Raw genomic sequence first — 26,015 nt, 5'->3', positions numbered from 1 at the left:
CTCTTCAATCCCGGATCTTCCGCGCCTCCAGCTTCTCGCCGTGCTTCAGCCTCAGCATGATCTGTTTTGCGAGGTCGGAGGACTTCACCATCCTGATATCCCCCCTCCTGCCGATGGTGGCGGTGAAGACCGGCTCCTTGCCGACGAAGATCTCGACCCTCTCCCCCGCCTTACCGCCGACCCAGATCGCCAGGTGGCGGCCGGTGTCCTCGATGTGGGGCTTCAGAGCCTCCCCGCCTTCGTCGAAGGTCTGGACGTCGATGTGGATCCCCAGGGACTTCTCGATCTGCTCGATCCTCTTGCCCGACTTTCCTATGATCCTCGCCGCCTCGTTCTCCTGGACCTTCACCACCGCCGAGGAGTCGCTGATCATCTTCACCTCGAAGGGGCCTTTGAGGTGGCCGGCCATCTCCGTCTCGACCTGGCGGGAGGCGAGGTCCCAGGAGGCGGGCTTCTTCGCCTCCGGGGATATGGGCATGATGACGATCTCCTCGCCGTAGGTGTAGAGCTCGTACTCGGCCTTTCCGCTCTCGAAGTCCTTGACGACGATGACCGGCCTCGCCAGGTCCGCCTCCGTCATCCCCGAAGGGACCTTCACCATGAACTCCACGTCCATGACCTTCGAGACCTCCCCCTTCTCGATGAAGACGATGGTGTCGATCACCTGGGGTATCATCCCCAGGTCGACCCTCCCGATGAGCCTCTGGATGGCGTCGATGGGCTTGTTGGCGTGGACGACCCCGATCATCCCGACCCCCGCCATCCGCAGGTCCGCGAATACCTGGAAGTCCGTCGTCTTCCTCACCTCGTCGTAGATGGTGTAGTCGGGCCTCACCAGAAGGAGGATGTCCGCCGAGGCCTCCATGGAACCCTCCAAGGGGCCGTACTGGGTGATCTCCGGCGGAACCTGGAGGTCTCTTGGAGCTTCCAGGGTCTTGACTATGTAGTCGCAGTCATGGAGGTAATTTGCAACTCCCGCAGCGAAGGTGGACTTGCCGGATCCGGGGGGGCCTGCGATCATTATCCCCCGGTGAGCCTCCTTCAGCCTCGCCTTCAGCTCGTCGCTGTGCCGGTAGTCCTCCAGGTCGACTTTGGCGACGGGCCTCACCGCCGTTATCTCGAGGCCGTCGGAGAAAGGAGGCCTGGCGATGGCGATCCTCATGGGGCCGAGCTGGACGACTGCGGCTCCGATCTTCTCCATCTCGATGTGGGCGTCGGGGTCGGACTTGACCCTCTCGAAGATCTCCCTCACCATCTCCCGCAGGTCCCTCTCGCTCTGGCTCCGGTTTGCGATCTTCACCAGGCTGAACTCTCCGACCTTCCCCCTCTTGGCCAGGGGGATCGCCCCCTCTTTGAGGTGGACAGAGAGGGTGTCGGGGGTGAAGTATTTGTCGAGGCTGATGGGTTTGATCTCCCCTCTCTGAGGTCGGACGTACTCGACCTCGATCCCCATCGCCTCTGCCACCCTCGACTGGATCGAGTCGCTGGTGAGGAAGAACGCCCCGATGTCCAGGGCGACGTCCCTTATCATGGCGTCGATCTCGCCCCCTCCCGCCAGCTTGATCTGGTCTAAGTCCGGCCTTACGCCGACGTATTCCAGTTCGATCTTGCCGGACTTCGCCAGCTGCGAGAGGCGTCTCAGCTCTTCAAGCCCCTTGATCCCGGTCTCGCGGCCTCGGTTGGCCTGGGCCTCCAGCTCCGCCACCACCGCTTCTGGGACTACAACTCGTTTTCCCAGATACTCGCCGGTGGCCACCTTGGCAGAGACCCTGCCGTCGATCACCACGCTCGTATCAGGAACTATGCAATCTACCATTGTAATAAACATCCTTCAGTTAGTTATTTAGTATTTGTGATCGAAGCCGAAAGTGATCTCAGAGATAGACTATGTCCATCCCCCTTCTCTCGGCTATCCCCGCGAGGAGATCATCGATCCCCATCTGTCGCCTTATCTGTCGGGCGGCCATCACCACCATCACCGGTCGACCGTACTTGTGGACCGCCCGGATCTTGGCCGAATCCTCGCCGAATCCGGGGTCGAGCCGTATCAGAATGCATATCTTGATGCCGCTCTGGACGAAACCGACTTCGTCCTGGTGGCCGAACTCTATGCAGACCCTCCCCCGCTCCAGGATCATCCTGTAGGCGACATCGTAGCTGGCAAAGGCGTTTCTGTCGTAGAGCTTCTTGTCCAGGAGGGCTGGTCGAAGGTCCTCTTCGACGACGGACTCGGCCAGATCCAGGAGCTGCTCCTGAACATCCGTCGAATGCTCCGGGCACTTGGCTATGGTGAAGAGGTTCAGGTGGTGCAGAAGCTCCTTTTTGGCGTGGCAGTAAGGGTGAGCCTCCACGACGAGATAGTCGCCCTCGCCGGGGAAGAAGGACGGAGAGTAATGGTCGCAGCTCTCGCATTTGATCTTGATAAGAGTCTCCTTGTCGAGGAAGGGGGCCATCCCCTCAATGAAGGCCAGGATCTCCCCCATCTGGGAGCTCACCCCCTCGGGGAGGCTCTGCTGAGCCGCCCTGACGGCGAAGATCAGCTCCCCCTGTTTTGCTTCCACCCCCTGTCCGTCCGCCTCTTCTGGATCATCATTCATGGCAAACTCCTTCCCCCAGGCGCGCGTCCGATATAAAAACGTGGTGATGCGCCTCTGTCGCTCCCTTCTCCGAAAAGGCTATATTCTGTCGCCGCCTCACGCCGGTGAGGAGGTCAGCCGGTTGAAGGAGATTCGATTTCACGGCCGGGGTGGCCAGGGAGCTGTTACTGCCGCTGAGCTGATAGCCATTGCGGCTTTTGAAGATGAGAAGTACTCCCAGGCCTTCCCCGCCTTTGGTGTGGAGCGGAGAGGTGCTCCAGTTATGGCTTTTGCCCGGATCGCAGACGAGCCGATCCGGATTCGGAGCCAGATTTACGAGCCCGATTACGTCATAGTTCAAGACGTCACCCTGCTGGACGTCGTCGACGTGACGAGCGGCCTAAAGCCAGAGGGGAAGATAATAATCAATACCGACAGGGAAGCAAAAGACCTGAAGCTACAGACTGAGGCGAAGGTCATAGCCATCGACGCCACCCGGATCGCTCTTGAGAAGCTGGGAAGGCCCATCGTCAACACCACGATGCTCGGCGCCTTCTGCGGCGCCACCGGAGAGGTGAGCCTCGACAGCGTAAACAAGGCCATTTTGAGCAGGTTCTCCGGAGCCCTGGGGGAAAAGAACCTCGCCGCCATAAAGACCGCTTACGAGGGGGTCAGATTATGACAAAATGCGCAGTTAGAATGGTGGTGGAGCCGGGGAGCACCGAGATCACCAAGACCGGTGCCTGGAGGACTTTCGTCCCGGTCTTCGACCACGACAAGTGCATCAAGTGCAGCCTCTGCGAGATATACTGTCCCGAGAGCTGCATCCACCAGATCGAGGGAAACTATGTCCCGGATCTCGACTACTGCAAGGGGTGCAGCGTCTGCGCCCATGAGTGCCCCCGGGGAGCGATCACCATGGTCCTGGAGGAGAAGTAGATGAGGAAAGTGGTGGAAGGATCCTACGCGATAGCCGACGCCGTCAGGTGCTGCTCTCCCGACGTCATATCGGTCTATCCCATAACCCCCCAGACCCACATCGTCGAGCACATATCGCAGTTCGTCGCCGAAGGGAAGCTCGACTGCGAGTACATAAACGTCGAATCTGAGTTCTCCTCCCTCTCGTCCCTCATCGGGGCGAGCGCCGCTGGAGCCCGGACTTACACCTCCACTACGAGCCAGGGGCTCGCCCTGATGTTCGAGGTCCTCTTCAACGCCTCGGGGATGAGGCTGCCCATCGTAATGACGACGGTAAACCGGGCCCTGAGCGCTCCCCTCTCCATCTGGAACGACCAGCAGGACGCCATGGCGGCGAGGGAGGCGGGCTGGATCCAGATATATGCCGAGAACGTCCAGGAGGCGATCGACCTCACCCCCCAGCTCTTCAAGATCTCGGAGGATCCGAAGATCCTCACACCCTCCATGGCCTGCATGGACGGGTTCATCCTCACCCACGTCTACGAGCCGGTGGAGTTCCTCGACGAGTCGAAGGTGAAGGAGTTTCTCCCGCCCTACCGGCCCGAGTACGTCCTGGACCCGAAAAACCCCAAGACCTTCGGAGCCTTCGCCGACCCGAGCTGGTTCACCGAGTTCAAGTACCAACAGTACCGCGCGATGGAGAGGTCTCTAAAGAAGATCGAGGAGGTCTCCAAGGAGTTTGAGGAGGTCTTCGGCCGCGGATACGGCGGCCTCATCGAAGCATACTCCATGGACGATGCCCAAGTCGCCCTCGTCACCATGGGATCATTAGTCGGTACCGTCAAGGAGGCGATCGACGACCTCAGGAGAGAAGGGGTGAAGGTGGGGCTCGTCAAGATCAGAAGCTACCGGCCCTTCCCCGAGGAGGCGCTCAAGAGAGCCCTGAAGGATGCGAACGTCATCGCCGTCATAGAGAAGGACGTCTCCATGGGGTATGAGAGCGCCCTGCTCACCGACCTCAAAGGCGCCTTCTACAACAGCCCCATCAGGACTCCGATCATAGGGTTTGCGGTCGGCCTCGGCGGCCGGGACATAGGGATAAAGCAGATAAGAGAGATCGTCGAGAAGGCGTCTAAGGTGTCGGATGCCGGGATCGAGGACGAGTTTGAGATCTTCGACGTGAAGCCAGAGTGTCTCTAGGAGGATTATCATGGAAGAGAGTTTGTTTGCGCCCGGCCACAGGGCCTGCGCAGGATGTGGAATGCCCACGGCGATAAAGCTGGTACTGGACGCCGCAGGCCCCAACACCATCGTCGCCTCGCCCACCGGATGTCTTGAGGTCACCTCGACCCCCTTCCCGGAGAGCTCCTGGAGGGTCCCCTGGGTTCACTCCCTCTTCGAGAACGCGGCGGCGGTCGCCTCCGGGGTGGAGTTGGCGCTGAAGAGGTTCAAAAAGGAAGACATCAACATCCTGGTCATCGGCGGCGACGGGTCCACCTTCGACATAGGCTTCGGAGCGATCTCGGGGATGTTCGACCGGGGCCACAGGATCACCTACGTCTGCTACGACAACGAGGCGTACATGAACACCGGTGTCCAGAGGAGCGGATCGACCCCCTTCTGCGCCAAGACGACGACGACGCCCACGGGAAAGCTCTCCCTCGGAAATCCGCGCCCCAAAAAGGACATGCCGGCGATAGCCGTAGCCCACAGAGTCCCTTACGTCGCCACCGCCTCCATCGCCTACCCCGTCGACCTCCGGCGGAAGGTCGAGAGGTCTCTGTCGGCCGAGGGGCCGGCCTACATCCAGGTCAACGCCCCCTGCATCACGGGATGGAACTATGAGGCCGGCGACACCATCGAGCAGGCGAGGCTCGTCGTAGAGACTTGTCTGTTGCCTCTGATCGAGTACGTCGACGGCGTCCTGGTGGGGGTCAAGAAGGTGAGGAGGAAGCGGCCGGTCGAGGATTACCTCAAGACCCAGGGGAGGTACAGACACCTCTTCAAGGCGGAGGGCGGCGCGGAGGTCATCGCCCAGATCCAGGCGATGGCCGACGCCAACGCCGAGAAGTTCGGCCTCGTCGACTGAGGGAGCCTGAGGGGCCCTCCGGCCCCTCGTAATCGGTCTATTTTTGGAGAGGGAAGATGTACGTAGGAAGGATCGTGATCATAGGGGGGACGAAAGGCCGGGCCTGGGTCGGATACCGGGTATCGTCCCGCTCCTTTCCCAACCGCAAAGCTAAGGTGAGGGGGGATTCAGTCCTCGTATCCCCTGTGGATCCGCTGGATCTGGAGAAGAACCCCTACATAGCATACAACTGCATCAGGATCGCCGGGAAGGCGGCGGTCGTTGCCAACGGTACCCACGCCGACATGATAGGAGAGAAGATCGCCGACGGGACGAGGCCCCTTGAGGCGATCGCCCTGAGCCTCATCGCTTTCGGCTACGAGAGGGACGAGCTTTCTACCCCGAGGATCGCCGGTGTGGTGAAGGGGGATCGGGGGTGGCTGGGGATAGCCCGCAGGGACGAGATCTGGGCTAAGGAGTTCGACCTCTCCGGGGACGGGGCCTTCATGGTCGCCACCTACGAGAAGACGGACTTCGAGGAGATCAGCCTCGGAGGCGGGAGCGCCGGAGAGATAGCAAAAGCCGCCTTCGAGATGGACTACGAAAAGCCGGTATGCTCTGCTGCGGCCTTCGATGCCGGGAGCGATGCGGGCGGCGACGGATGCAGCGGCTTCAGCCTCGCGGCATACAACCCGGCGACAAGATGAGGTCGCCGAACGAGAAGGATTCAGATTTTGATGATTTTGAGGAGGGGAAGGGATGGAGATAAACGGCGTAGAGATTGAGGATACCTTTGCAGAGGGCTTTCCGATAAAGGTGGCCAGGGTTCTGATAACGGCCATAACGGAGCGTTGGGCTATGGAGGCGGCGAGGGAGGCGACGGGGTTTGGGACCTCCGTCATCATGTGCCCGGCGGAGGCGGGGATCGAGCGGATGGCAAAGAGGAGCGAGACCCCCGACGGGAGGCCCGGGGTCTTCATCCAGATCTGCAATATGAGCTATAAGAACCTGGAGAACTCGCTTCTTTCGAGGATCGGCCAGTGCGTCCTGACGGCTCCGACGACGGCGGTATTCAACGGCATCCCGGAGGCGGAGAAGCAGTTTGATACGGGGGCGAAGCTGAAGTTCTTCGGAGACGGCTTCCAGAAGGAGGCCTCCTACTGCGAGCGGGGGGTCTGCATCATACCGGTGATGTCCGGCGACTTCATCGTCGAGGAGAAGATCGGCGCCGTCGACGGGATCGCCGGAGGAAACTTCTTCATCATGGCCGAGAACCAGGCCTCCGCCCTGATGGCGGCCGAGGCGGCCGTCGACGCCATAAGGGAGGAGGAGGGGACGATCACCCCCTTCCCCGGCGGCGTCGTCGCCAGCGGCTCGAAGGTGGGAAGCCGATACAAGTTCCTGAAGGCATCGACGAACGTGAGGTTCTGCCCCACCCTCAGGGACGAGGGGGTATGCACCCTCCCGCAGGAGATCGGAGCCTCCTACGAGGTGGTCATCAACGGCGTCGATCGGGAGGCGATCGAAAGGTCGATGCGCTCGGGGATAAAAGCCGCCTGCACCGTCCCGGGGGTCGTCAAGATATCGGCCGGAAACTTCGAGGGGAAGCTGGGGCCCCACCTCTTCGGTCTCCACGAGATCCTGGGGTGAGGGGAGCTCCGGGACTTCGGTTTCATCCTATTTTTATTTTAAAAGTTCGATGAAGCGCTCTTTGGATAAGTCGGCCTGTTTTAGGATGGCCATCAGCGTACCTCTTGGCAGCCTTTCGCTCTTAGGCACGATGACCAGAAGTTTATGGCCAGTCTCATCTATCTTGTAAAATGCAGTGTGACTGCCCTTGCCGCGCTTCGGAGCGTCTTCGAAACCCTCTTTTTTGAGGACTTTTACCACGTCGTCTGAGGAGACCAAGGGCAGCTTTCTCATGTGGTTACCTCGATCATCGAGGTAAATTTGTGAGGGGAGGAAATGGCCGCCTCAACATCTTCCATGAGGCCCAGCTCCTCAGCATTCTCCAGGTATAGCTCTACAGCTTCTTTCAGGTTTTGAAGCGCCTCTTCTGGTGTACTTCCAAAACTTGCGACCTCCAGCTCGGGACATTTTGAGACGTAGGCACCTTCTTCTTCCCATATCGTGGCGGTCAGACTTACCTTCTTCATTTCTCGATCTCCATGTTCTGGCAGACTATCGCTTATGTGTACTTATATATCGATTGATCGACCCGGTCAAGTTAAAGGTGGCTATGAACCCACCCTCAAACGGCGACCACTTCCTTCAGGATAGCCTCTCCGATTCCGGGTTTTAGGCTCTTTTTCATCACCAGATCCACCTTGACTCCCAGCTTATCTCCAAGCTCTCTTTCGAGGGCGATGAGCTCCCAGAGGGTAGGGGGTACACGTTCAAACTCCACGAGGATATCAAGGTCGCTTCTATCGTCCGCCTCGCCCCTGGCATAAGAGCCGAAGACGCCCAGATGCTTCACGCCGTAGCGCCCAGCGAGATATGGCACCATCTCCCTCAGAGCCCTGACGATATCGTCGAGGGAGGGGCGATCTGGATGGATCTTTGGGGTGTCATCGGTCAATGGCATCACCTGCTGGCCGTTCGTGACTTAAACGAGCCCAGGGGATATATCTCTTTTGAAAAGGTTAAGATCGGCCGAAGGTCGCGGACCGATTGAGAAGTCGATGGGCGCCGGGGTCGATGATGCCCAGCTCTCCGGCGTTCTCCAGGTACAGCTCCACCGCCTCTTTCAGATTTTCGAGGGCCTTCTCGGGCGTCCCGCCCCAGCTTGCCACCTCCAGCTCAGAGCACTTGGAGACGTAGGCGCCATCCTCTTCCCAGATCGTGGCGGTCAGGTTCAGGGAGGCGGCCAGGTTCAGGCCGGTCATCTTGCGATCCGTCATATCACCTATGGCGATGGATCATCATGGCTTTATATTCGGAGCATTCGGAGCCATATCCTCCCGGTGATCCAGGGCGAAATACCATTAAATAATATGAATAGTAATAGACCGACTAGAAGACCGACTAGATCGGCTCAAGAGAGTATCTCAAAAGGCATCTAAAAAATTTTGGGGCGGTATGATATATGATGATCCATAAATCCCTCGTGCAGATATTTCTGGTCCTCTCCATCCTCGCCATATCCCTCCAGCCTTCCAGCTCCCAAGGCGAGATGGCAGATGAAGACGTGGCGATCGCGGAGCCATCGTGGCTCCTGGTGACGACTATCTCTCCCTCCTACTCGAGGCAGGTCGTAGCAGATTTCGAGGCGCTCCAGGAGCCCCTGGGCTTCCCCGACCATCTGGCAGAAGAAGACGCCGAGAGGGCCGAAGGCGACTTCGACGCAAACCTCTACTTCGACGTCCTCGACCGGATCTCCCCGCAGCGCGGATACGTCCTCGACTACGTCTACCACTACGCCGGGATCGGGGGCGGACCCGTCCTCTACGCCCGTAAATCCACCGCGCCCCCTTATCGAAACTACTCCGAGTACGTCGCCGCCGCTTCCCCAAACAAGCGGGCGGAGAGGGAGGACTACTACCTGCGCCACATCGCCGCCGACGGGTCGCCGGAAGGGTACTTCCAGCTCGCCCTCCTGCGCATCCAGGGCGAGCAGTTCTACCAGTTCTGGCACGCAAACTACAACGACGGCAGGATCGTCTCCGACCGCGAGGAGGCCAGGGCGAGGCAGGGAGGCGGATTCGGCCCAGACGAATCGACGATCGAAGGGCTTCTGGCGGATTTGGAGGGATTCGACCTCGCCCCGACCGTTTCCATGAATGGAGATCTGGTGAAGGTCGAAGCGGTCGTCTTCACCAAGTGGGGCGGGTTTATCAAGAGGTCGATATTGATGGAGAGGGAGGCTCCCCACCTGATCCTCGGCGAGGGGTCGCAGGTGCTCGTGGAGTACGACTGCGGGATATTGTTCTGAGGAGAGAGAGGGAGGGGGGCAGGAGAGGGGGATAGGGTCTGCCACTCCTTCGGCAGAGGGGTAAGAGTGGGGATACACTTTCATGATTTGGCCCATTCATCCATTATTTCTCTATTTTTAAGGGGGAATAGGCCCAGCTTTTCAGCGCATGGATTTGAGTGGCATAAAATTATCTGAGGTCTAGACCAAAAAACTTAAATTTTAATAAATTACTTAGATATTGCGGTTGTGATAAATAAAATGCAGCTAGTGATCAATACATATGGGTCGTATTTAAGAAAAAGTGGAGATTGCTTTCTGGTAAAGAAGGATGAAAAGAGCTTTGAAGTGGCGGCGGGCAAAATAAATAGCATCTTAATTACTACAGCCGCATATATAACCACAGATGCCATTAAGATGGCGGTAGACAACAACATAGACATAGTCTTTCTCGACGCCCACGGAGACCCTTACGGAAGGGTCTGGCACCCGAAGCTTGGGAGCACGACGCTGATCAGGAGGAGGCAGCTGGAGATCTATGATGGCACCGAAGGACTGAACCTGGCTAAGGAGTGGGGCATAAAGAAGTTTGAAAATCAGATGGCTCTGCTGAACCGGTTGAAGAAGGCCAGGCCGGAGAAGGGGGGCGGTCTGGACGGGTACATCCAGGAGATCGAGAGGTCCCGGGACGATATGAAGCAGCTCCGGGGAACGATAGATTTCCGGAGGCAGGAGATGCTCGGTCTGGAGGGGATGGCCTCTCGGGCCTACTTCGGGGCGATCTCATCTATAATGCCCGAACGGTATCGTTTTCCTGGAAGGAGCAGGAGCCCCGCAAAGGACGAGTTCAACGCCATGCTCAACTACGGTTACGGCGTCCTCTACTCCCTCGTCGAAAAGGGATGCATCATAGCGGGGCTGGACCCTTACGTGGGGTTTCTCCATACCGACTCATACAACAAGAAGTCCCTCGTCTTCGACATCATCGAGATCTTTCGGACCTACATCGATGAGGCCGTCGTACATCTATTCACCCGGCGCATGATCAAGGACGAGTTCTTCGAGCCGCTGGAGCAGGGGGTGGGCCTCTCGAAGGAGGGGAAGGCGGCCCTGATCGAGGCGGTGAACGGAGCCCTGGAGGAGCCGATCTCCTACCGGGGGCGAAACGTGAAGGTGAGAAACACCATCACGATGGAGTGCCACAGGATAGCCAACTCGCTGATCCGGCCGGGGACCGAGCTTGCGGAGGACTTCGATGTGAACGTCCTGGACGCGGAAGAAGAATGAGACGGATGAGAAGGCAGGAGTCTGAGGGCAGGAGTCTCTAATGCTGGTATGGACGATCTACGATATAACCGACGACAGGATCCGGAGCCGGGTGGCGAAGATCTGCAAGGGCTACGGCCTCTTCCGGGTACAGAAGAGCGCGTTTCTCGGGGACCTCAACCGGAACGAGGCCGACTCCCTCGCCCTGGAGTGCGAGGCGATCATCGAGGAGTCGGACTCGGTCTACGTCTTTCCCATGTGTGAGGGCTGCTTCGAGAAGATCAAGCTGATCGGCGAGGGGTTCGATCAGGAGATGGTCAGTGGAATGACCATCACCAAGGTATTCTGAGGACGAGATGAAGACAAAGGTCGATATTTCGTCGGCTGAGGAAGAGAAGGCGAAGGATGAAGAGATATTCATCACCGTCTCCGACGCCCTGGAGTACCTCTTCTGCCCCCGGTTCATATTTTTCATGCACTGCTTGGGCATCGCCCAACGAGAGGAGAGACGCTACAAGGTTCTAAAGGGCAGAGAGCTGCACGAGAGCCGCGAGAAGGTGAACCGGGATTACGTGAGAAAGAGGCTCAAATGCACGAGAAAGGAGATCTCGGTCTATCTCACATCGCGGGGGCATCACCTCAAAGGAGAGGTGGACGAGGTCCTCTTCCTGGAGGACGGAACTGCTGCGCCGATGGACTACAAGTTCGCAGAGTGGAAGAAGACAGTTTACAGGACTCATAAGTACCAGGCGGCCCTCTACGGCCTCCTGATTATGGAGCACTATGGCGTCGATGTGAACCGGGGATACGTCTGCTATACCAGGAGCAATCATCACGTGGAGGAGATAAACCTCGGGGGTAAAGATTATAAGAGAGCGGAGCAGATGGTGCGCGAGATACTTATGATAATTCAGAGGGAATATTATCCCGACGGGACGAAGCAGAAGGCGAGGTGCATGGACCCGGCATTCCGCAGTAAGGCTATGCAAAATTAAGAATTTATTGCTTGCCAAAATGTGCATAAATTCAAACGTTTAACTTAAATTTTGTTTAAAATAATTTTACTAGAATTTGTCAACACGATATTAACAATTCAGTATATTATAAAAATTTAATAATTATATTCTTAGTCTTTATGAAGCTGGCCTTATTTGATCTCTATACAGAGTCGATTGATATCTATTCTCAAAAAATCGATAGCAGGAAAATTAATGAGCGTTCAAACCGTTAATGCGAAATGCCGGATGGACTGCACATATAAGAATATTTGCGTTTGAAGATGGTGATTTGGGTGATTGAGGCTGTAAGCAAGATAGGAGAATATGTTCAAAGAATCAACGGTGGCGAAGACCTTCTTGCCACATTTATAGAAAATCCTAATAGCAATGGGAATTATAAATTTGTGTTAATTATAGTCTTAACCGAGAATGGTGAAGAATACACCTTTAACCGCGTAGAACTGGAAGAGTTCAAGCAATTCCAAAAATATCTCTACAAGAAAGGAGCACCAAATGGCACCGATGCTACACCGACAAGCAAAATAGCCGGGGATCTAGAAAAAACCAAGAATAGATTCTTAAAATGGTTCCAGAACTATGACAGCTACCAGATCTCGAAAGATGAAAAAGATCAGCTTAGTAGGATGAGCCTAGCCATCAGTAAATATGCAGAAGAGATCTCAGCAGCTTTGCACGAGAAATTTTCGCAAAAGAGCTCCAAGGATAACGCCATTATTACTTTAGGAATTGAGCAAAATGGGAATATGCTTTATCCCGAAGATATTCCGCTTTTCAAAAACATTTTGCTCAGAAAAGGAAAAGATAAATACTTTATAAAAAAATCTCAGGGTGAATCAAAGGGAATAGAGGCAGCATGCTCTGTATGTAAGTTGAATAAAGATGAGGTCTATGGGTTTGCCATTCCCTGGACTTTTCACACCTTTGACAAGCCTGGCTTCATTGCTGGAGGATTCGAAGTCTCAGAATCCTGGAAGAATACACCTATCTGCTTCGACTGCGCCACACGTATTGAGCTGGGAAAGAAATACATTGAGGAGAGACTCGACTTCAGCTTTTATGGCTTCAGATACTTGCTCGTGCCGAAGCTAGCTTTAGGTGGCGATTTTCAGGACATTTTACACATTTTAGGCGGAAAGGCTCAAAAGAAAAAGCAGAACTTATCTGGCGAAGTGAGGAAGAGCATAACGTCGGATGAAGAAGAGATTTTTGATATAGTCCAGGACATGAAGGATTTCATCAGCAACAGCCTAATATTTTATAAAAAAGAGCAATCCTCCTACAGAATTTTGCTCCTCATCGAGGGGGTTCTTCCGTCTAGATTGAGATTTATTTTTAAAGTTAAAGACAGAGTAGATGGTAGATTCAAGATCTACAACGATCTTCTCTTGAGTGAGGCTCAGCGTGAGAAGATTCCACTAGAATTCAATTTCGGAGTCGTTAGGAGATTTTTCCCGCAAGAGTCAAAGAACAGGACCTTCGATAAGATCTTCCTGGAAATTGTGAACAAGACCTTTATTGGAGACCCAATAAATTACTATATTCTATTAGATTTTATAATGAGGAGAGTGAGAGATGAGTTCGTCAACAGCCGTCAAACAAAAATCGTCACTTTGAACGGCTTCCTGCTATTGCACTATCTAGAGGAGCTTAATCTTTTTAGAAATTACAAGGAGGGTATGGAAGAAATGGAAGAAAAAGGTGGACTGAAATCTATCGAGAATCTCGAAAGTCTTTCGATGGAACAGAAGGTTGAGAGATTCTTCGAGGCCAATAAATCATTCTTTACAAGCGATGCCAAGAAAGCGGCATTCCTGGAAGGGGTGCTCGCTCAAAAACTTCTCAACATCCAGTGGATGGACAAGAGAGCCACGCCGTTTCGGACAAAGCTCCACGGCTTGAAGATGAACGAGGCACTCATCAAACGGCTCCTTCCGGAAATCCAGAATAAACTAGAAGAATACGGAAAGAACTACTATCGAGATCTGGAATCAATTATTGCTCAACACTTCATTTTAGCTGGAGTCAACTGGAGAGAGACCGATGATGAGCTGAGCTTCTACTTTGTTCTGGGAATGGATATGCAGAAGCTATTCAAGAATGAGAAAGAAGACAAAGAACAGATAGATTAGGTGGCATAAAGATGAGCGAGGAAGTAAAGAACAGGTCCGAGATTCTCTTTATCTATGATATTCGGGATGGTAATCCTAACGGCGATCCTCTGGACGAGAACAAGCCCAGGATTGATGAAGAGGCAGGAGTGAATATTGTAACCGATGTGAGACTGAAGAGAACGATCAGAGATTACCTCCACGATTTCAAGAGCCTAGAGATATTCGTGAGAGAAATTGTCTACGATGAGCAAAACATGTTCATTCAGGATGGCAAGAGACGAGCCAAGGACTTCGGGGAGAATGCAGAGAAAATTTTAGATGATTGCATCGACGTGCGCCTATTCGGCGGGGTTATCCCCCTTAAAGGGGACTCGATAACTTACACCGGCCCTGTTCAGTTCAAGATGGGGCGATCACTTCATCGCGTCACCATGAAGCACATAAAGGGCACAGGAGCCTTTGCATCGAAGGAAGGTTCAAAGCAGGCAACTTTCCGAGAAGAAGATATTCTGCCGTACTCTCTCATCCTCTTCTACGGCATAATTAACGAGAATGCCGCTAAGCACACTGGCCTTTCAGAAGAGGACGTAACGTTCCTGTTGGACGGCATATGGAACGGAACCAAGAGCTTGATCTCCAGAACCAAGACAGGGCAGGTTCCAAGGCTTCTTATGAAGGTCAACTACAGCAAGAAGAACTATCACATCGGAGATCTGGATAAGATGATAAAATTAGTAACCGATATGCCCCATGAAAGCATACGTGACACCGCAGATTTTCAGCTTGAGATATCCGAACTAGTTAATAAACTGGCAGTGGAGAAGGGCTCCATCAAGGACATCGAGATATGCTCAGACGATAGAGTGAATTTCTGCAAAGATGGCGCGGATTTTTCAATTGATAATCTGGCAGAGGCTACTGGTATTGTAGTGAAGCAGATAACCTTCTGAGGTCCCGATGCAGGATAGAGTAATAGTATTCGATGTGTGGGGGGACTATGCTCACTTCAGGAAGAATTACTCTACCAGCTCTCCCCTCACCTATTCATTTCCGCCCCGGACCGCGCTCTCGGGATTGATTGGAGCGATTGCTGGCCTTGATAAATCTGATTATTTCTGCAAGTTCTTCAGAGACGGTGCTTTGATCGGCTGCAGGATCCTGGCTCCCGTAAAAAAGGTGAGGATAGGCGAAAACCTGATCGATACCAAGACTGCCTTAAAGATGCACCTGATCAAGAACCGAACGCAGATCAGGTTTGAGTTTGTTAAAGATCCGAAATACAGGATTTATTTCTCGCATTCGGACGAAGAATTTTATGAAAAAGTCAAAGAGATGCTTTCAAGTCACCAATCGATTTATACGCCCTGTCTTGGACTGAGCGAGCTCATCTGCAATTTTGAGTACGTGGGCGAATATGAGCGAATGGCTGCCGTGGAAGAGATTCAGGAAATTGACAGCGTTGTACCTGGGAAGTTCATTCAGAAGACGGAGTTCGAGGAGGGCAAAGAGTACTTTTCCGAGGTAATGCCCTGCGAGATGGGTGAGGCAAGAGAGGTAACTGATTATCGAGAGATTCTTTTTGAGCGCAACGGAAAGAGCATTCGAGCGAAGGCTAGCGAATTGTGGGAGCTGAAAAATGGCGGAAGTAGCGAGCGAATCTTATTCCTTTAAGCTGAAATCCCATCCGAATAAACGCCTTGTGGATCATCTGCAGCGCGTGGGAGAGTTGAGCAGGAAAACCATTGCAGATAGATCCTTGAACATAGATGATGCCGACCTATTGGAAGATGCAGCATACCTAATTGGAATCACACACGACGTAGGGAAAGCGACTGGGTTCTTCCAGGAATACATTGATGAAAAGGATGAGGCGAAGAAAAAGTCCCTCAAGTCGAAGGATACCACTCATCATGGCCTGCTTTCAGCATTTTTTACTTATGCAGTGATCAAAGAGTACTTGAGGAAGGCAGGGCGTAATGGTGGATTGGCCGATTATCTGCCCATTTTATCTTTCATGGCCGTGAAAAGGCATCATGGAAATCTTCTAAACGCCATGGATGAGATAAAGGATTTTGATGCGGATAAAGAAAAAATATTGAAGGTAGCAGAAGAGCAGATAAATTCCATAGATTCCATTGGCAGGGCAGAAATCAGCGAGATTTTGGCATTGCTTCTATTTAGGGGAAATATCAACTTAAAATTCGATTTAAGTAATATTATCAATTATATTTTGAAAGATTCTGCTAAAGAAATTGGCAGAAAAGAGAAGCGATTCGTGAGACGCTTGGGTGAAGAAAACAACATTTATCCGTATTTTGTCTCTCAGTTTCTTTATTCCACCCTCTTAGATGCTGATAAGACCGACGCAGGCTTGGACGGCGCTCATCTGGGCCGCTTGGACCTTTCATCAAAGCTGGTTGACGAATATCGAGATGCTAAAGGGTTTTCTTCCAATAAAAACAACATTAATGACCTTAGGAATCAGATTTACGAAGACGCCATCGAGAGCATCACGGCTTGGAATCTCGAAGATCGAATCCTCTCCCTGAATGTCCCTACAGGCACGGGTAAGACGCTGGCCGCACTCTCCTTATCCTTGAAGCTAAGGGAGAGATTGGAAAATGAACGAAAAATCAAGCCCAGAATAATCTATGCGCTGCCGTTTCTTAGCATAATCGATCAAAACTACAAAGTCTTTGATGAGGTTTTGGCCAACGGAGGCAAGCCCAAAGATTCTAGGCTTCTTCTCAAGCATCACCATCTGGCAGATGTGGGATATAAGACATCAGAGAACGAGTATGATGTAGATAAGAGCCTGCTTCTTCTGGAGGGCTGGAACTCGGAGATAATCGTTACCACCTTCTGGCAGCTATTTAACACTCTTTTTTCTAACAGGAATAAGCAGCTTCGCAAGTTTAACAAGCTGATCAACTCCATAATAATCCTTGATGAAGTGCAGGCTGTGCCTCACCAGTACTGGCAACTGATACATGATTCATTGAATCTGCTATGCGAGAAGTTCAATAGCTATGTTGTCTTCATCACCGCTACCCAGCCGCTCATCTTTGATGAGTCGGAAGGAGAGATCAAAGAGGTAGCGAAGAGAAGAGAGGGGTATTTTCGGGGCCTGAATAGAATTCAGCTATTCCTGAGAGTTGATAACGCCCTCAACCTCGATGAATTCAAGGCTATGCTGGAAAATGATCTGAGGGAAAAGCCTAATAAGGATTTTCTGATAGTTTTCAATACCATCGGATCGGCCCAGGATGTCTACAAGTTCGTTAAGGAGCTTGAGCTCGAGGAGACTGAGAGATTCTTCCTTTCTACTAACGTCATCCCCAAGATGAGGCTTGAGAGAATCGATAAGATCAAAGAGAAGAATGCGGAAAGAAGGAGAAAAGTCATCGTCAGCACCCAGCTTATAGAAGCAGGAGTTGACATCGATGCAGATATTGTTTACAGGGATTTTGCTCCGCTGGACTCCATCAACCAGGTGGCAGGCAGATGCAACAGAAACTCGGCCAAAGACGATAAGGGCACAGTATCGATATTCATTTTAAAAGACGATAGAAAAGAATTTTATAAATATATCTATGATCCCTTCTTGATGAGCAAGACCCTGGATATTCTTAAGCCCATCAAAGAGCCGATCAAAGAATCAGAATTCCTAGACCTAAATAATCAATATTTCAAAGCTGTGAAAAGAGGAATGGGTGACAAGGATTCAAGAGATAACCTGGCCTATATCGCCGGATTGGCATTTAAGGATCTGAGCAAGAATTTCAAGCTCATAGAGGAAGACTACCCCAAGGTGAACGTCTTTGTCGAGATTGACGAGAAAGCTGCAGAGATCTGGAGGCGATACCAGGATCTGCAATCCGAGAAGAACCATTTAGAACGGACGAAAAAATATCTGAATATCAAGAAGGATTTCAGCGAGTATATGATTTCCGTTCCGGAGAAATTTGGGCATTCGTTGATCGTTGACGGCTCCAATATCGGATACGTTTCATTTAATGAACTGCCCCACTATTACGATATGGATACGGGCTTCAAACGCGAAAAAGCCGGTGAAGGCTCGCTGATATTCTGATGCAGGAGTTCTCATGATCCTCAAAATCCTCCGCCTCACCCTCCACTCCGACGCCCCCATGAGGGGAGACGCCGCCAAGCTTCGCGGCTTCTTCGCCACGAGCTTTAACGAGCACGCCCTCCTCCACCAGCACGTAACGAATAAGCTGATCTACAGATATCCCCTCATCCAGTACAAGATGCTGAGGGAAGGCCCTCTAATCCTGGGGATCAACGAGGGTGCGGAGGTCCTGAAAGAGATCTACGACAAGTTCGACGAGATCAGGCTCGGCGAGTCCACCTACTCCATCATGGAGAGGGGCGTGATCTTAAGATGCGAGGAGTTCGGCTGCTCTTCGACGATCCACAGCTATCGGTTTGCGACGCCATGGCTCGCCCTCAACCAGAAGAACTACGATAAATATAGAAAGGCTTCGCGGGAGGAGAGGCGAAACCTCCTCCGGAGCATCCTGGTGGGTAACCTCCTCTCCGCCTCCAAGGGGCTCGGATACGTGGCGAAAGAGCATATCCGGCTGGAGGTGGGAGGGACGACGGAGGAGATCTGCCAGCTGAAAGACGAGAAGGTGACGGGGATCAGGGGGGAGTTCATGGCGAACTTCGAGATCCCGGAGCTATTGGGCCTGGGCAAGTCCGTCTCCCGAGGGTTTGGGGCTGTAACCAGGTTGAGGTAGGAAAGCCCCATCTGTTCTCATCGGAGAGGCAGAGTACGGGCCTCAAGCCACCTGGCAGGAATGAATTTATAAGGGGTTCAATAAATTCTACTCATGCCGGAGGGAGGGTCTGAAAAGGCCGGTTTGACACCAAGAAACAGGAAAAAGGACGAAAATCGGCCGCTGTCCGGGCGCAAGTTCCAGAAAAACAAGGATTGAAACGAGGTCTTCATGATCCAACGCTCGGATCGATATGCTGTCCGGGCGCAAGTTCCAGAAAAACAAGGATTGAAACTCGTTCTGGTGAAAGAGGACGCCGGGTTGTTCCCCAAGTCCGGGCGCAAGTTCCAGAAAAACAAGGATTGAAACCGAAGAGGGTGGACACGCTCGGACGGGTCGTCGTCGTCCGGGCGCAAGTTCCAGAAAAACAAGGATTGAAACTTATTCAGTGTTGAGGTGGAGAGATGGAGATTAATGTCCGGGCGCAAGTTCCAGAAAAACAAGGATTGAAACTTATAATCAACGTGATGTACACACAAACTAAATCCATGTCCGGGCGCAAGTTCCAGAAAAACAAGGATTGAAACACTGGAAGGGTGATAAAGACGGCGGGGCCGGGACGAGTCCGGGCGCAAGTTCCAGAAAAACAAGGATTGAAACATCCATATGAGATGCGAGAAGATGCGCCGTTCGATGTCCGGGCGCAAGTTCCAGAAAAACAAGGATTGAAACCTTGCGCACGTTCCTGCGGAATATTGTATGATTCCTGTCCGGGCGCAAGTTCCAGAAAAACAAGGATTGAAACCTCAAATGCTCGTTTGCGTTAATTGAAATTAATGCAAAGTCCGGGCGCAAGTTCCAGAAAAACAAGGATTGAAACCTGCTTTGCCCTAAGTCAGATATAGCTTGCTGAAGTCCGGGCGCAAGTTCCAGAAAAACAAGGATTGAAACGGGACGAATCGTTTCTGATCGAAGCGTTGCCCGCTGTGTCCGGGCGCAAGTTCCAGAAAAACAAGGATTGAAACTGGGTCTCAACAGGGCTTGATTGACTCCAAAGGTGAGTCCGGGCGCAAGTTCCAGAAAAACAAGGATTGAAACAACATGGCTGCAACCGTACAAATTGTTGGATACTACGTCCGGGCGCAAGTTCCAGAAAAACAAGGATTGAAACAGTGGTCATTGACCACAATTGTTGCGGATGCTAAAGGTCCGGGCGCAAGTTCCAGAAAAACAAGGATTGAAACCCGATCTTGTCGATCCGATCAAACACCGGGCGGAACCACAGTCCGGGCGCAAGTTCCAGAAAAACAAGGATTGAAACAACGAGTCCATCACGCATCAAGCCACCAATGAGTTAGTCCGGGCGCAAGTTCCAGAAAAACAAGGATTGAAACCCTTTCGACTCCATAGAACGCTCTAAAGAAGTTGAGTCCGGGCGCAAGTTCCAGAAAAACAAGGATTGAAACAACTTTATCTCGAACTGATATGTATGTTTTGGGGGGTCCGGGCGCAAGTTCCAGAAAAACAAGGATTGAAACCAAGGTTGTTGTTACTTGCTAATGACCGCCATCAGTGTCCGGGCGCAAGTTCCAGAAAAACAAGGATTGAAACTCAGCCCAAAAACGAATCTCAGGCTATATGCTGGAAGGTCCGGGCGCAAGTTCCAGAAAAACAAGGATTGAAACCTTTTGGTGAAAAAGAAACACGTTTTGGCACAATCTAGTCCGGGCGCAAGTTCCAGAAAAACAAGGATTGAAACTCTGTGGGAAGGGCCATCGGATAGATGTTAAATCGGGTCCGGGCGCAAGTTCCAGAAAAACAAGGATTGAAACTGATCGTTCGATCGCTTTCACGTCTTGTTCCTATGACGTCCGGGCGCAAGTTCCAGAAAAACAAGGATTGAAACTCCACCAATTCGCCGTTTTGCGATGCAATATAACACCGTCCGGGCGCAAGTTCCAGAAAAACAAGGATTGAAACCCGATTCAAACCCCTCGCTACCGATTCCGGCGAACGGGTCCGGGCGCAAGTTCCAGAAAAACAAGGATTGAAACCGAAGATGTGGAGTCCACTCTGGTCGAAAACGTTCGGTCCGGGCGCAAGTTCCAGAAAAACAAGGATTGAAACAAGACCTGGCTGGCATGGGGCTGGCTGACAAACTGTGTCCGGGCGCAAGTTCCAGAAAAACAAGGATTGAAACTCCAAGTACACCCCCCGATCTATCCCCTCCTGAAGAGGTCCGGGCGCAAGTTCCAGAAAAACAAGGATTGAAACCATATACCTCAGTTTAGGGGCGAGGTCGAAAGACTAAGAGTCCGGGCGCAAGTTCCAGAAAAACAAGGATTGAAACTCATTCAATTACCACCTCGTATACCGCCATCCAGCGTCCGGGCGCAAGTTCCAGAAAAACAAGGATTGAAACTTATATGTACTATCTTTCCATCTCTCGGATTTTAGTCCGGGCGCAAGTTCCAGAAAAACAAGGATTGAAACGCAAATTTGAAGATCAAAAGAGGTATTCGGGCTTTAGAGTCCGGGCGCAAGTTCCAGAAAAACAAGGATTGAAACAGGGTTGCAGTCTATCTGAAGAGACGAAACGTAAGAGTCCGGGCGCAAGTTCCAGAAAAACAAGGATTGAAACCCATATCCTCTGCTATAACGCAATTCTCACAGACAAAGTCCGGGCGCAAGTTCCAGAAAAACAAGGATTGAAACGACCATTGATCTATGGACGATTGAGACCGACGGGAAGTCCGGGCGCAAGTTCCAGAAAAACAAGGATTGAAACGTAATTAGGAGGAAAGATTATGGCAAAAGGACAAAGTCCGGGCGCAAGTTCCAGAAAAACAAGGATTGAAACTCATAGCTCCAGTTTTTCCCATATCCCCGCCGGATTGTCCGGGCGCAAGTTCCAGAAAAACAAGGATTGAAACGGGGGTGGATCACACGGCTACGGGGACCTTTATGGCGTCCGGGCGCAAGTTCCAGAAAAACAAGGATTGAAACTAAACTCCTCAAAATCTTTATCGTCTAATATTTCAAGGTCCGGGCGCAAGTTCCAGAAAAACAAGGATTGAAACCCGGGCAGCTCTCAATCACCCCGGCGACCAATCCCCGTCCGGGCGCAAGTTCCAGAAAAACAAGGATTGAAACATCGGAGGTCAAAACCAGGTCCGGGCCATAACCGACATCTGTCCGGGCGCAAGTTCCAGAAAAACAAGGATTGAAACCTTTTGTCAGGATGGCATCGAGCTTCCCGTCGTTGGTGTCCGGGCGCAAGTTCCAGAAAAACAAGGATTGAAACTTTCAGGATCACCGGGGTTTCCCCCACGTCTCTTGGTCCGGGCGCAAGTTCCAGAAAAACAAGGATTGAAACCTCCCGGGCCTCTACTGGCTCTACGTCCTCCAAAAGTCCGGGCGCAAGTTCCAGAAAAACAAGGATTGAAACCGCTTCCCGGAGGCGATACCGATGATCTGAGGAGATGGGGTCCGGGCGCAAGTTCCAGAAAAACAAGGATTGAAACTCATCTTGAGTCGCATTGCAGTGCAATATCTAATATGTCCGGGCGCAAGTTCCAGAAAAACAAGGATTGAAACTTCGCTCGCCTCCAGCTCAAGCCAGGCGAGGGAGGTCCGGGCGCAAGTTCCAGAAAAACAAGGATTGAAACTCCGTGGTGCAATAGCATAAGACCGCCAGGGCCAACGTCCGGGCGCAAGTTCCAGAAAAACAAGGATTGAAACTACCCTGAAGGCCGCACCGCCAGATATCGAGATTATGTCCGGGCGCAAGTTCCAGAAAAACAAGGATTGAAACCCTACGGGATCGAAGAGAAGAGCGTCTGAGTCTCTCGGTCCGGGCGCAAGTTCCAGAAAAACAAGGATTGAAACTCCTTTAAGTTTGCTGATCCTCTCGCTATATCGGGAGTCCGGGCGCAAGTTCCAGAAAAACAAGGATTGAAACTCCATGATGACCGGACTCCAGCGATGGGGCCGAGGTGTCCGGGCGCAAGTTCCAGAAAAACAAGGATTGAAACACGAGACGAAAACCGATTGAGCGTAAGTCAGGTTTCCAAGTCCGGGCGCAAGTTCCAGAAAAACAAGGATTGAAACGGCAGTATCCGGCGGCTTCGTCGGGCCTGAGCCCAAGTCCGGGCGCAAGTTCCAGAAAAACAAGGATTGAAACTCAGAGCTTCCGAGGAAGGCAGTATATCCTCCATCCAGTCCGGGCGCAAGTTCCAGAAAAACAAGGATTGAAACACCTTACTTCGTCAAAGGGTAAACCTAACGACCTAACGTCCGGGCGCAAGTTCCAGAAAAACAAGGATTGAAACCAGAGAATCGGGGCGTCCTTTCCGAGATCCCAGACGTCCGGGCGCAAGTTCCAGAAAAACAAGGATTGAAACAACAGCCACGCGGACCTAGCCGCATCGGGCATTGTGTGGTCCGGGCGCAAGTTCCAGAAAAACAAGGATTGAAACAGTCATCCAGCCTAAAGACCGGTGGGGTGCTGGGGGGTCCGGGCGCAAGTTCCAGAAAAACAAGGATTGAAACATTCTTTGTTCTGTAGTAACACCTGGGCGACACCTGTCCGGGCGCAAGTTCCAGAAAAACAAGGATTGAAACACAGAACATTCTCGGAATTGTGGGCACGTCCAGCCAGTCCGGGCGCAAGTTCCAGAAAAACAAGGATTGAAACGAACAAGTTTTCTAGTGAAGGCAGTTCCATGCGCTATGTCCGGGCGCAAGTTCCAGAAAAACAAGGATTGAAACCCAATTCCCTTTCACAGTTCAACATGGAGGCATCGGAGGTCCGGGCGCGAGTCCACCAGAGACAGGGATCGAAACCCAAAGGCTGCGAGCGCTACATTGATCCGCGATAATCAGGAGATCCATTCTGGTGGGCGGTCCCAAAAAGGAGAAGAAGATGCTTGGAAAGATTCTGCGCTGGATTGCGGTAGGGTTGATCGTAGCGGTGGTTTTTGTTTCCGCAGCATATCTCTGGGATATGAACCGAGCCTATGAGCGGATCCAGGGGAAGAGCACGGTCATACCTTCGCCCTATGGGGATATCGAATACACCCAGGGCGGATCAGGTCCTCCCGTCCTGGTGATCCACGGGAGCGGCGGCGGCTACGATCAGGGCGAGCTGGTGGTGGAGGCGGTGCTCGGGGATCAATTCCACTGGATCGCGCCTTCGCGTTTCGGCTATCTGCGCTCGACCTTCAACGAGGGGGCCACTTTTGACGACCAGGCCGATGCCTACGCCTATCTCCTCGACCAGCTGGGGGTCGAAAAAGCTGCGGTCGTCGCCATCTCTCATGGCGGCCCATCGGCGCTCCTCCTGGCAGTACTGCACCCTGAGCGGGTCTCCTCCCTCACCCTCATCTCCGCCGGGGTCGCCTCTTGCGCCGCACCAGACCAGGCCCAGGCCCATCGGCAAGGCGAGATGCTGGTGACCATCTATCGGTATGATCCGCTCTACTGGACCATAACCAACCTATTCAAGAAGCAGTTCATGGAGCTGATGGGCGCCGACGAAACGGTCATTGCGGAACTTTCCCCCCGGCAACGGGAGATGGCTGAAGAGATCATCGATTATATGAACCCGGCTTCGCCCCGGGCCGCCGGCGCCGCTTTCGACAACAAGGCGGCGATGCCCAACGAGAGGATCGCCACGATCACAGCCCCAACCCTGATCGTCCATGCCACCGACGACACCCTCCAGCTCTACCACAATGCACAGTTCGCTGCCGCCACCATTCCGGGGGCCACGCTGGTCAGTTTCGACCGTGGCGGCCACCTCCTCATGATCGTCGAGCAATCGACTATCCGCACGGCCGTGCAGAAGCAGATCCTCGACCACATGAGCGAGTAGTCCCCCCAGCACCCCCCTTCGCACCCCCCTCTGCGAACGGACCCCTCAAAAAGGCCCCTGCACCTCACCACCCCACCACCACGAGCCTCGCAGCCTGCCGGAAGCGAAGGTCCCCCGTCACGATCTCCGGGTCCCGGCAGAGGGCGATTGCGGCGATCACCTCGTCAAAATCGCCGATCCTCCTCCCCTCCGATTGGAGGCGTGCAGATAGGGCGCCGAAGACGATTGTAGCCTCGTCGTCCAGAGGGAGGACTATGAGGGACGCGAGGATCTTCTTCGCCGCCGCCAGGTTCCGTTCAGGGTCCGCCGAGAGGTACGCCCCCCGGTACAGCTCCAGAACGGTGATCGGCGTCGTGGCGAGGAGGGCGCCCCGGCCTTCCAGCTCCGCCAGGAGGGTGGTGCTCTTTGATTCGGTTGATATTTCGCTTGGAATTCTTAGAGACGCTACAGAATAGCACTTTTAATTACAGGACGGATTTGAGTGCGAATTCGCAAATCAGAAGCAATGTCGTTGCCGTTGGATACATCAACCAATTCCAGGCGCACCACCGCCAGGAGGGCCAGGGCCTCCTCTTTGCCCCGCAGGAGGTCGACGATGAAGGAGGTATCGAGGACCGGCATCAGAGCTCGACCACCCTCATCCTCGCCGACCGGAGCTCCTCCGACGCCCTCTCGACCCCCTCGGCCAGGCCGGCGGCCTCGGGCCCGGCGATCTCCGCCAGGGCCTCGGAGAGCTTCCTGCGCCTCGGGTAGTAGCTGAGGATCACCTCGGAGAAGCTCATCTTTTCGGAGTCCTTGAGGTCCTTCAGCCTCTCGTAAGCCTCCTCGGTTATGCTGATCGTCTTCGTCGCCATGGATCGATCTATGTATGTACGTGTATTTGAGCCTCGCCGGCCTTCGCAGGCGAGACCGGCAAGATACAATTCCAGCACCTCGGCCGCCCGCCGATCCTCCGCCCCCTGGGCGTCCCCTGGCAAAAAAAGGCTAGAGCGGTCCATCCCCGCCCCCGCGGATCGCGGCCCGGTCCCCTCCCCACCTCGGGAGCCGGGCCTCCGGTCCGCCACGCCGGGCGCCGCTTCCTTCACCAACCCCAGGCCATTGGGGGGTTTGAGAGGTGGATAGCGACCCTCTGGCAGAACTCTTCGCCCGGCATGAAGAGGGGGCCGGGGAAGGTGGCCGGCGCCTTCGGGCGTCTGGCGAAGATCCCGTCGATCGACCCCGATACCCCGGCGCGTCTCATCGACGGCCCCCCGGAGATCCCCTGGAAGATCCCGCCGGCGGCGGCCGCCATCGTCAGGAGGAATAGGGCCGCCAGAAGCGCCGTCCAAAACCCTGGTTCTCGTCTCTTTCACCTCCTTGGAGATTAAATCCTAGCCGTACCTGTTGGTCGACTTCAGTATTATAGTCTTACGACTAAATTGATATAATAGAACAGACAAAATAGATCTTATGAAGGGAGATATTGTAACTATACAAAATACTGAGGAGCTACCGGAAAAGCTTCGTGCAGAGACTGATGGGCGTATC

Annotated in this window: 26 protein-coding genes and 1 CRISPR repeat array; of the genes, 16 read left to right on the top strand and 10 right to left on the bottom strand. The window is 53.3% G+C overall.

Going from position 1 to position 26,015, the window contains the following annotated elements:
- Positions 1-4 precede the first annotated feature (4 nt).
- Both P0O24_RS02780 and P0O24_RS02775 read right to left on the bottom strand, forming a co-directional pair.
- A complete protein-coding gene (locus P0O24_RS02780; RefSeq protein WP_316968215.1) occupies positions 5-1,816 on the bottom strand; it encodes a PINc/VapC family ATPase in 1,812 nt (603 codons plus the stop codon).
- Between the two features lie 58 nt (positions 1,817-1,874).
- The gene (locus tag P0O24_RS02775) at positions 1,875-2,597 is read right to left on the bottom strand and encodes a hypothetical protein (protein WP_316968214.1); all 723 of its coding nucleotides are present in this window, start codon (positions 2,595-2,597) and stop codon (positions 1,875-1,877) included.
- 121 nt (positions 2,598-2,718) lie between these two features.
- On the opposite strand from P0O24_RS02775, the gene P0O24_RS02770 reads away from it, so the two are divergent.
- The 6 genes from P0O24_RS02770 to fhcD are packed head-to-tail and all read left to right on the top strand — an operon-like array spanning position 2,719 to position 7,212.
- A complete protein-coding gene (locus P0O24_RS02770; RefSeq protein WP_316968213.1) occupies positions 2,719-3,258 on the top strand; it encodes a pyruvate ferredoxin oxidoreductase subunit gamma in 540 nt (179 codons plus the stop codon).
- Positions 3,255-3,515, top strand: coding sequence for a 4Fe-4S binding protein (locus P0O24_RS02765; protein WP_316968212.1), 261 nt, complete (start codon positions 3,255-3,257; stop codon positions 3,513-3,515). The genes P0O24_RS02770 and P0O24_RS02765 overlap by 4 nt, the downstream gene beginning before the upstream one ends.
- Positions 3,516-4,694, top strand: a complete 1,179-nt coding sequence (gene porA / locus P0O24_RS02760) for a pyruvate synthase subunit PorA (RefSeq protein ID WP_316968211.1) — start codon at positions 3,516-3,518, stop codon at positions 4,692-4,694.
- A gap of 10 nt (positions 4,695-4,704) precedes the next feature.
- Positions 4,705-5,583 (top strand): thiamine pyrophosphate-dependent enzyme, encoded by an 879-nt coding sequence (locus P0O24_RS02755; RefSeq protein WP_316968210.1) that lies wholly within the window; start codon positions 4,705-4,707, stop codon positions 5,581-5,583.
- A gap of 56 nt (positions 5,584-5,639) precedes the next feature.
- On the top strand, positions 5,640-6,269 hold the full coding sequence (locus P0O24_RS02750; RefSeq protein WP_316968209.1) for an IMP cyclohydrolase: 630 nt from the start codon (positions 5,640-5,642) through the stop codon (positions 6,267-6,269).
- 52 nt (positions 6,270-6,321) lie between these two features.
- Positions 6,322-7,212, top strand: coding sequence for a formylmethanofuran--tetrahydromethanopterin N-formyltransferase (gene fhcD, locus P0O24_RS02745; protein WP_316968208.1), 891 nt, complete (start codon positions 6,322-6,324; stop codon positions 7,210-7,212).
- 33 nt (positions 7,213-7,245) lie between these two features.
- On the opposite strand, the gene P0O24_RS02740 is transcribed toward fhcD, so the two are convergent.
- The 4 genes from P0O24_RS02740 to P0O24_RS02725 all read right to left on the bottom strand — a co-directional run bounded on the left by P0O24_RS02740 (position 7,246) and on the right by P0O24_RS02725 (position 8,465).
- Positions 7,246-7,485, bottom strand: a complete 240-nt coding sequence (locus P0O24_RS02740) for a type II toxin-antitoxin system HicA family toxin (RefSeq protein WP_316968207.1) — start codon at positions 7,483-7,485, stop codon at positions 7,246-7,248.
- Positions 7,482-7,718 carry a type II toxin-antitoxin system HicB family antitoxin gene (locus P0O24_RS02735; RefSeq protein WP_316968206.1) on the bottom strand — a complete coding sequence of 79 codons (237 nt, stop codon included), beginning with the start codon at positions 7,716-7,718 and terminating at the stop codon, positions 7,482-7,484. Before P0O24_RS02735 ends, P0O24_RS02740 begins: the two co-directional genes overlap by 4 nt.
- Positions 7,719-7,813: 95 nt before the next feature.
- Complete coding sequence (locus tag P0O24_RS02730) at positions 7,814-8,143, bottom strand: nucleotidyltransferase family protein (RefSeq protein ID WP_316968205.1); 330 nt, start codon at positions 8,141-8,143, stop codon at positions 7,814-7,816.
- A gap of 64 nt (positions 8,144-8,207) precedes the next feature.
- Positions 8,208-8,465 carry a type II toxin-antitoxin system HicB family antitoxin gene (locus P0O24_RS02725; protein ID WP_316968204.1) on the bottom strand — a complete coding sequence of 86 codons (258 nt, stop codon included), beginning with the start codon at positions 8,463-8,465 and terminating at the stop codon, positions 8,208-8,210.
- Between the two features lie 185 nt (positions 8,466-8,650).
- Here P0O24_RS02725 and P0O24_RS02720 point away from each other — a divergent pair, with 185 nt between their 5' ends.
- From P0O24_RS02720 to P0O24_RS02675, 10 genes are all read left to right on the top strand, one after another.
- Complete coding sequence (locus P0O24_RS02720) at positions 8,651-9,496, top strand: hypothetical protein (RefSeq protein WP_316968203.1); 846 nt, start codon at positions 8,651-8,653, stop codon at positions 9,494-9,496.
- A gap of 240 nt (positions 9,497-9,736) precedes the next feature.
- Positions 9,737-10,762, top strand: coding sequence for a CRISPR-associated endonuclease Cas1 (cas1, locus tag P0O24_RS02715; protein WP_316968202.1), 1,026 nt, complete (start codon positions 9,737-9,739; stop codon positions 10,760-10,762).
- 40 nt (positions 10,763-10,802) lie between these two features.
- Complete coding sequence (cas2, locus tag P0O24_RS02710; RefSeq protein ID WP_316968201.1) at positions 10,803-11,090, top strand: CRISPR-associated endonuclease Cas2; 288 nt, start codon at positions 10,803-10,805, stop codon at positions 11,088-11,090.
- Positions 11,091-11,097: 7 nt separating this feature from the next.
- The gene (gene cas4 / locus P0O24_RS02705; RefSeq protein ID WP_316968200.1) at positions 11,098-11,736 is read left to right on the top strand and encodes a CRISPR-associated protein Cas4; all 639 of its coding nucleotides are present in this window, start codon (positions 11,098-11,100) and stop codon (positions 11,734-11,736) included.
- 284 nt (positions 11,737-12,020) lie between these two features.
- A complete protein-coding gene (locus tag P0O24_RS02700) occupies positions 12,021-13,889 on the top strand; it encodes a TIGR02556 family CRISPR-associated protein (protein ID WP_316968278.1) in 1,869 nt (622 codons plus the stop codon).
- Positions 13,890-13,900: 11 nt separating this feature from the next.
- The gene (cas7b, locus tag P0O24_RS02695) at positions 13,901-14,821 is read left to right on the top strand and encodes a type I-B CRISPR-associated protein Cas7/Csh2 (protein WP_316968199.1); all 921 of its coding nucleotides are present in this window, start codon (positions 13,901-13,903) and stop codon (positions 14,819-14,821) included.
- 7 nt (positions 14,822-14,828) lie between these two features.
- Entirely contained in the window at positions 14,829-15,542 is a 714-nt protein-coding gene (cas5b, locus tag P0O24_RS02690; protein ID WP_316968198.1) for a type I-B CRISPR-associated protein Cas5b, read from the top strand.
- Complete coding sequence (gene cas3, locus P0O24_RS02685; RefSeq protein ID WP_316968197.1) at positions 15,508-17,964, top strand: CRISPR-associated helicase Cas3'; 2,457 nt, start codon at positions 15,508-15,510, stop codon at positions 17,962-17,964. Before cas5b ends, cas3 begins: the two co-directional genes overlap by 35 nt.
- Positions 17,965-17,977: 13 nt before the next feature.
- Positions 17,978-18,634 (top strand): CRISPR-associated endonuclease Cas6, encoded by a 657-nt coding sequence (locus tag P0O24_RS02680; RefSeq protein ID WP_316968196.1) that lies wholly within the window; start codon positions 17,978-17,980, stop codon positions 18,632-18,634.
- A 164-nt stretch (positions 18,635-18,798) separates the two neighbouring features.
- Positions 18,799-23,383: a CRISPR direct-repeat array (repeat unit 37 nt; unit sequence GTCCGGGCGCAAGTTCCAGAAAAACAAGGATTGAAAC).
- A gap of 154 nt (positions 23,384-23,537) precedes the next feature.
- On the top strand, positions 23,538-24,488 hold the full coding sequence (locus P0O24_RS02675; RefSeq protein WP_316968195.1) for an alpha/beta fold hydrolase: 951 nt from the start codon (positions 23,538-23,540) through the stop codon (positions 24,486-24,488).
- A 64-nt stretch (positions 24,489-24,552) separates the two neighbouring features.
- Here P0O24_RS02675 and P0O24_RS02670 read toward each other — a convergent pair whose 3' ends face one another.
- The 4 genes from P0O24_RS02670 to P0O24_RS02655 form a co-directional block, all read right to left on the bottom strand.
- The gene (locus P0O24_RS02670) at positions 24,553-24,870 is read right to left on the bottom strand and encodes a type II toxin-antitoxin system VapC family toxin (protein WP_316968277.1); all 318 of its coding nucleotides are present in this window, start codon (positions 24,868-24,870) and stop codon (positions 24,553-24,555) included.
- Between the two features lie 62 nt (positions 24,871-24,932).
- A complete protein-coding gene (locus tag P0O24_RS02665) occupies positions 24,933-25,109 on the bottom strand; it encodes a hypothetical protein (protein ID WP_316968194.1) in 177 nt (58 codons plus the stop codon).
- The gene (locus P0O24_RS02660) at positions 25,109-25,573 is read right to left on the bottom strand and encodes an antitoxin VapB family protein (RefSeq protein WP_316968193.1); all 465 of its coding nucleotides are present in this window, start codon (positions 25,571-25,573) and stop codon (positions 25,109-25,111) included. Before P0O24_RS02660 ends, P0O24_RS02665 begins: the two co-directional genes overlap by 1 nt.
- A complete protein-coding gene (locus P0O24_RS02655) occupies positions 25,570-25,779 on the bottom strand; it encodes a hypothetical protein (RefSeq protein ID WP_316968192.1) in 210 nt (69 codons plus the stop codon). The genes P0O24_RS02660 and P0O24_RS02655 overlap by 4 nt, the downstream gene beginning before the upstream one ends.
- Positions 25,780-26,015 lie beyond the last annotated feature (236 nt).

This window comes from Candidatus Methanocrinis alkalitolerans (genome assembly GCF_029167205.1).
Lineage (GTDB): Archaea > Halobacteriota > Methanosarcinia > Methanotrichales > Methanotrichaceae > Methanocrinis > Methanocrinis alkalitolerans.
This window is presented reverse-complemented; position numbering and strand designations above follow the sequence as displayed.

Bases quoted from the DNA above. Each gene is read 5' to 3' on its own strand.
- P0O24_RS02780 (WP_316968215.1), bottom strand. From the start codon at position 1,816: ATGGTAGATTGCATAGTTCCTGATACGAGCGTGGTGATCGACGGCAGG.
- P0O24_RS02775 (WP_316968214.1), bottom strand. From the start codon at position 2,597: ATGAATGATGATCCAGAAGAGGCGGACGGACAGGGGGTGGAAGCAAAA.
- P0O24_RS02765 (WP_316968212.1), top strand. From the start codon at position 3,255: ATGACAAAATGCGCAGTTAGAATGGTGGTGGAGCCGGGGAGCACCGAG.
- porA (WP_316968211.1), top strand. From the start codon at position 3,516: ATGAGGAAAGTGGTGGAAGGATCCTACGCGATAGCCGACGCCGTCAGG.
- P0O24_RS02755 (WP_316968210.1), top strand. From the start codon at position 4,705: ATGGAAGAGAGTTTGTTTGCGCCCGGCCACAGGGCCTGCGCAGGATGT.
- P0O24_RS02750 (WP_316968209.1), top strand. From the start codon at position 5,640: ATGTACGTAGGAAGGATCGTGATCATAGGGGGGACGAAAGGCCGGGCC.
- fhcD (WP_316968208.1), top strand. From the start codon at position 6,322: ATGGAGATAAACGGCGTAGAGATTGAGGATACCTTTGCAGAGGGCTTT.
- P0O24_RS02740 (WP_316968207.1), bottom strand. From the start codon at position 7,485: ATGAGAAAGCTGCCCTTGGTCTCCTCAGACGACGTGGTAAAAGTCCTC.
- P0O24_RS02735 (WP_316968206.1), bottom strand. From the start codon at position 7,718: ATGAAGAAGGTAAGTCTGACCGCCACGATATGGGAAGAAGAAGGTGCC.
- P0O24_RS02725 (WP_316968204.1), bottom strand. From the start codon at position 8,465: ATGACGGATCGCAAGATGACCGGCCTGAACCTGGCCGCCTCCCTGAAC.
- P0O24_RS02720 (WP_316968203.1), top strand. From the start codon at position 8,651: ATGATGATCCATAAATCCCTCGTGCAGATATTTCTGGTCCTCTCCATC.
- cas1 (WP_316968202.1), top strand. From the start codon at position 9,737: ATGCAGCTAGTGATCAATACATATGGGTCGTATTTAAGAAAAAGTGGA.
- cas2 (WP_316968201.1), top strand. From the start codon at position 10,803: ATGCTGGTATGGACGATCTACGATATAACCGACGACAGGATCCGGAGC.
- cas4 (WP_316968200.1), top strand. From the start codon at position 11,098: ATGAAGACAAAGGTCGATATTTCGTCGGCTGAGGAAGAGAAGGCGAAG.
- P0O24_RS02700 (WP_316968278.1), top strand. From the start codon at position 12,021: ATGGTGATTTGGGTGATTGAGGCTGTAAGCAAGATAGGAGAATATGTT.
- cas7b (WP_316968199.1), top strand. From the start codon at position 13,901: ATGAGCGAGGAAGTAAAGAACAGGTCCGAGATTCTCTTTATCTATGAT.
- cas5b (WP_316968198.1), top strand. From the start codon at position 14,829: ATGCAGGATAGAGTAATAGTATTCGATGTGTGGGGGGACTATGCTCAC.
- cas3 (WP_316968197.1), top strand. From the start codon at position 15,508: ATGGCGGAAGTAGCGAGCGAATCTTATTCCTTTAAGCTGAAATCCCAT.
- P0O24_RS02680 (WP_316968196.1), top strand. From the start codon at position 17,978: ATGATCCTCAAAATCCTCCGCCTCACCCTCCACTCCGACGCCCCCATG.
- P0O24_RS02675 (WP_316968195.1), top strand. From the start codon at position 23,538: ATGCTTGGAAAGATTCTGCGCTGGATTGCGGTAGGGTTGATCGTAGCG.
- P0O24_RS02665 (WP_316968194.1), bottom strand. From the start codon at position 25,109: ATGCCGGTCCTCGATACCTCCTTCATCGTCGACCTCCTGCGGGGCAAA.
- P0O24_RS02655 (WP_316968192.1), bottom strand. From the start codon at position 25,779: ATGGCGGCCGCCGCCGGCGGGATCTTCCAGGGGATCTCCGGGGGGCCG.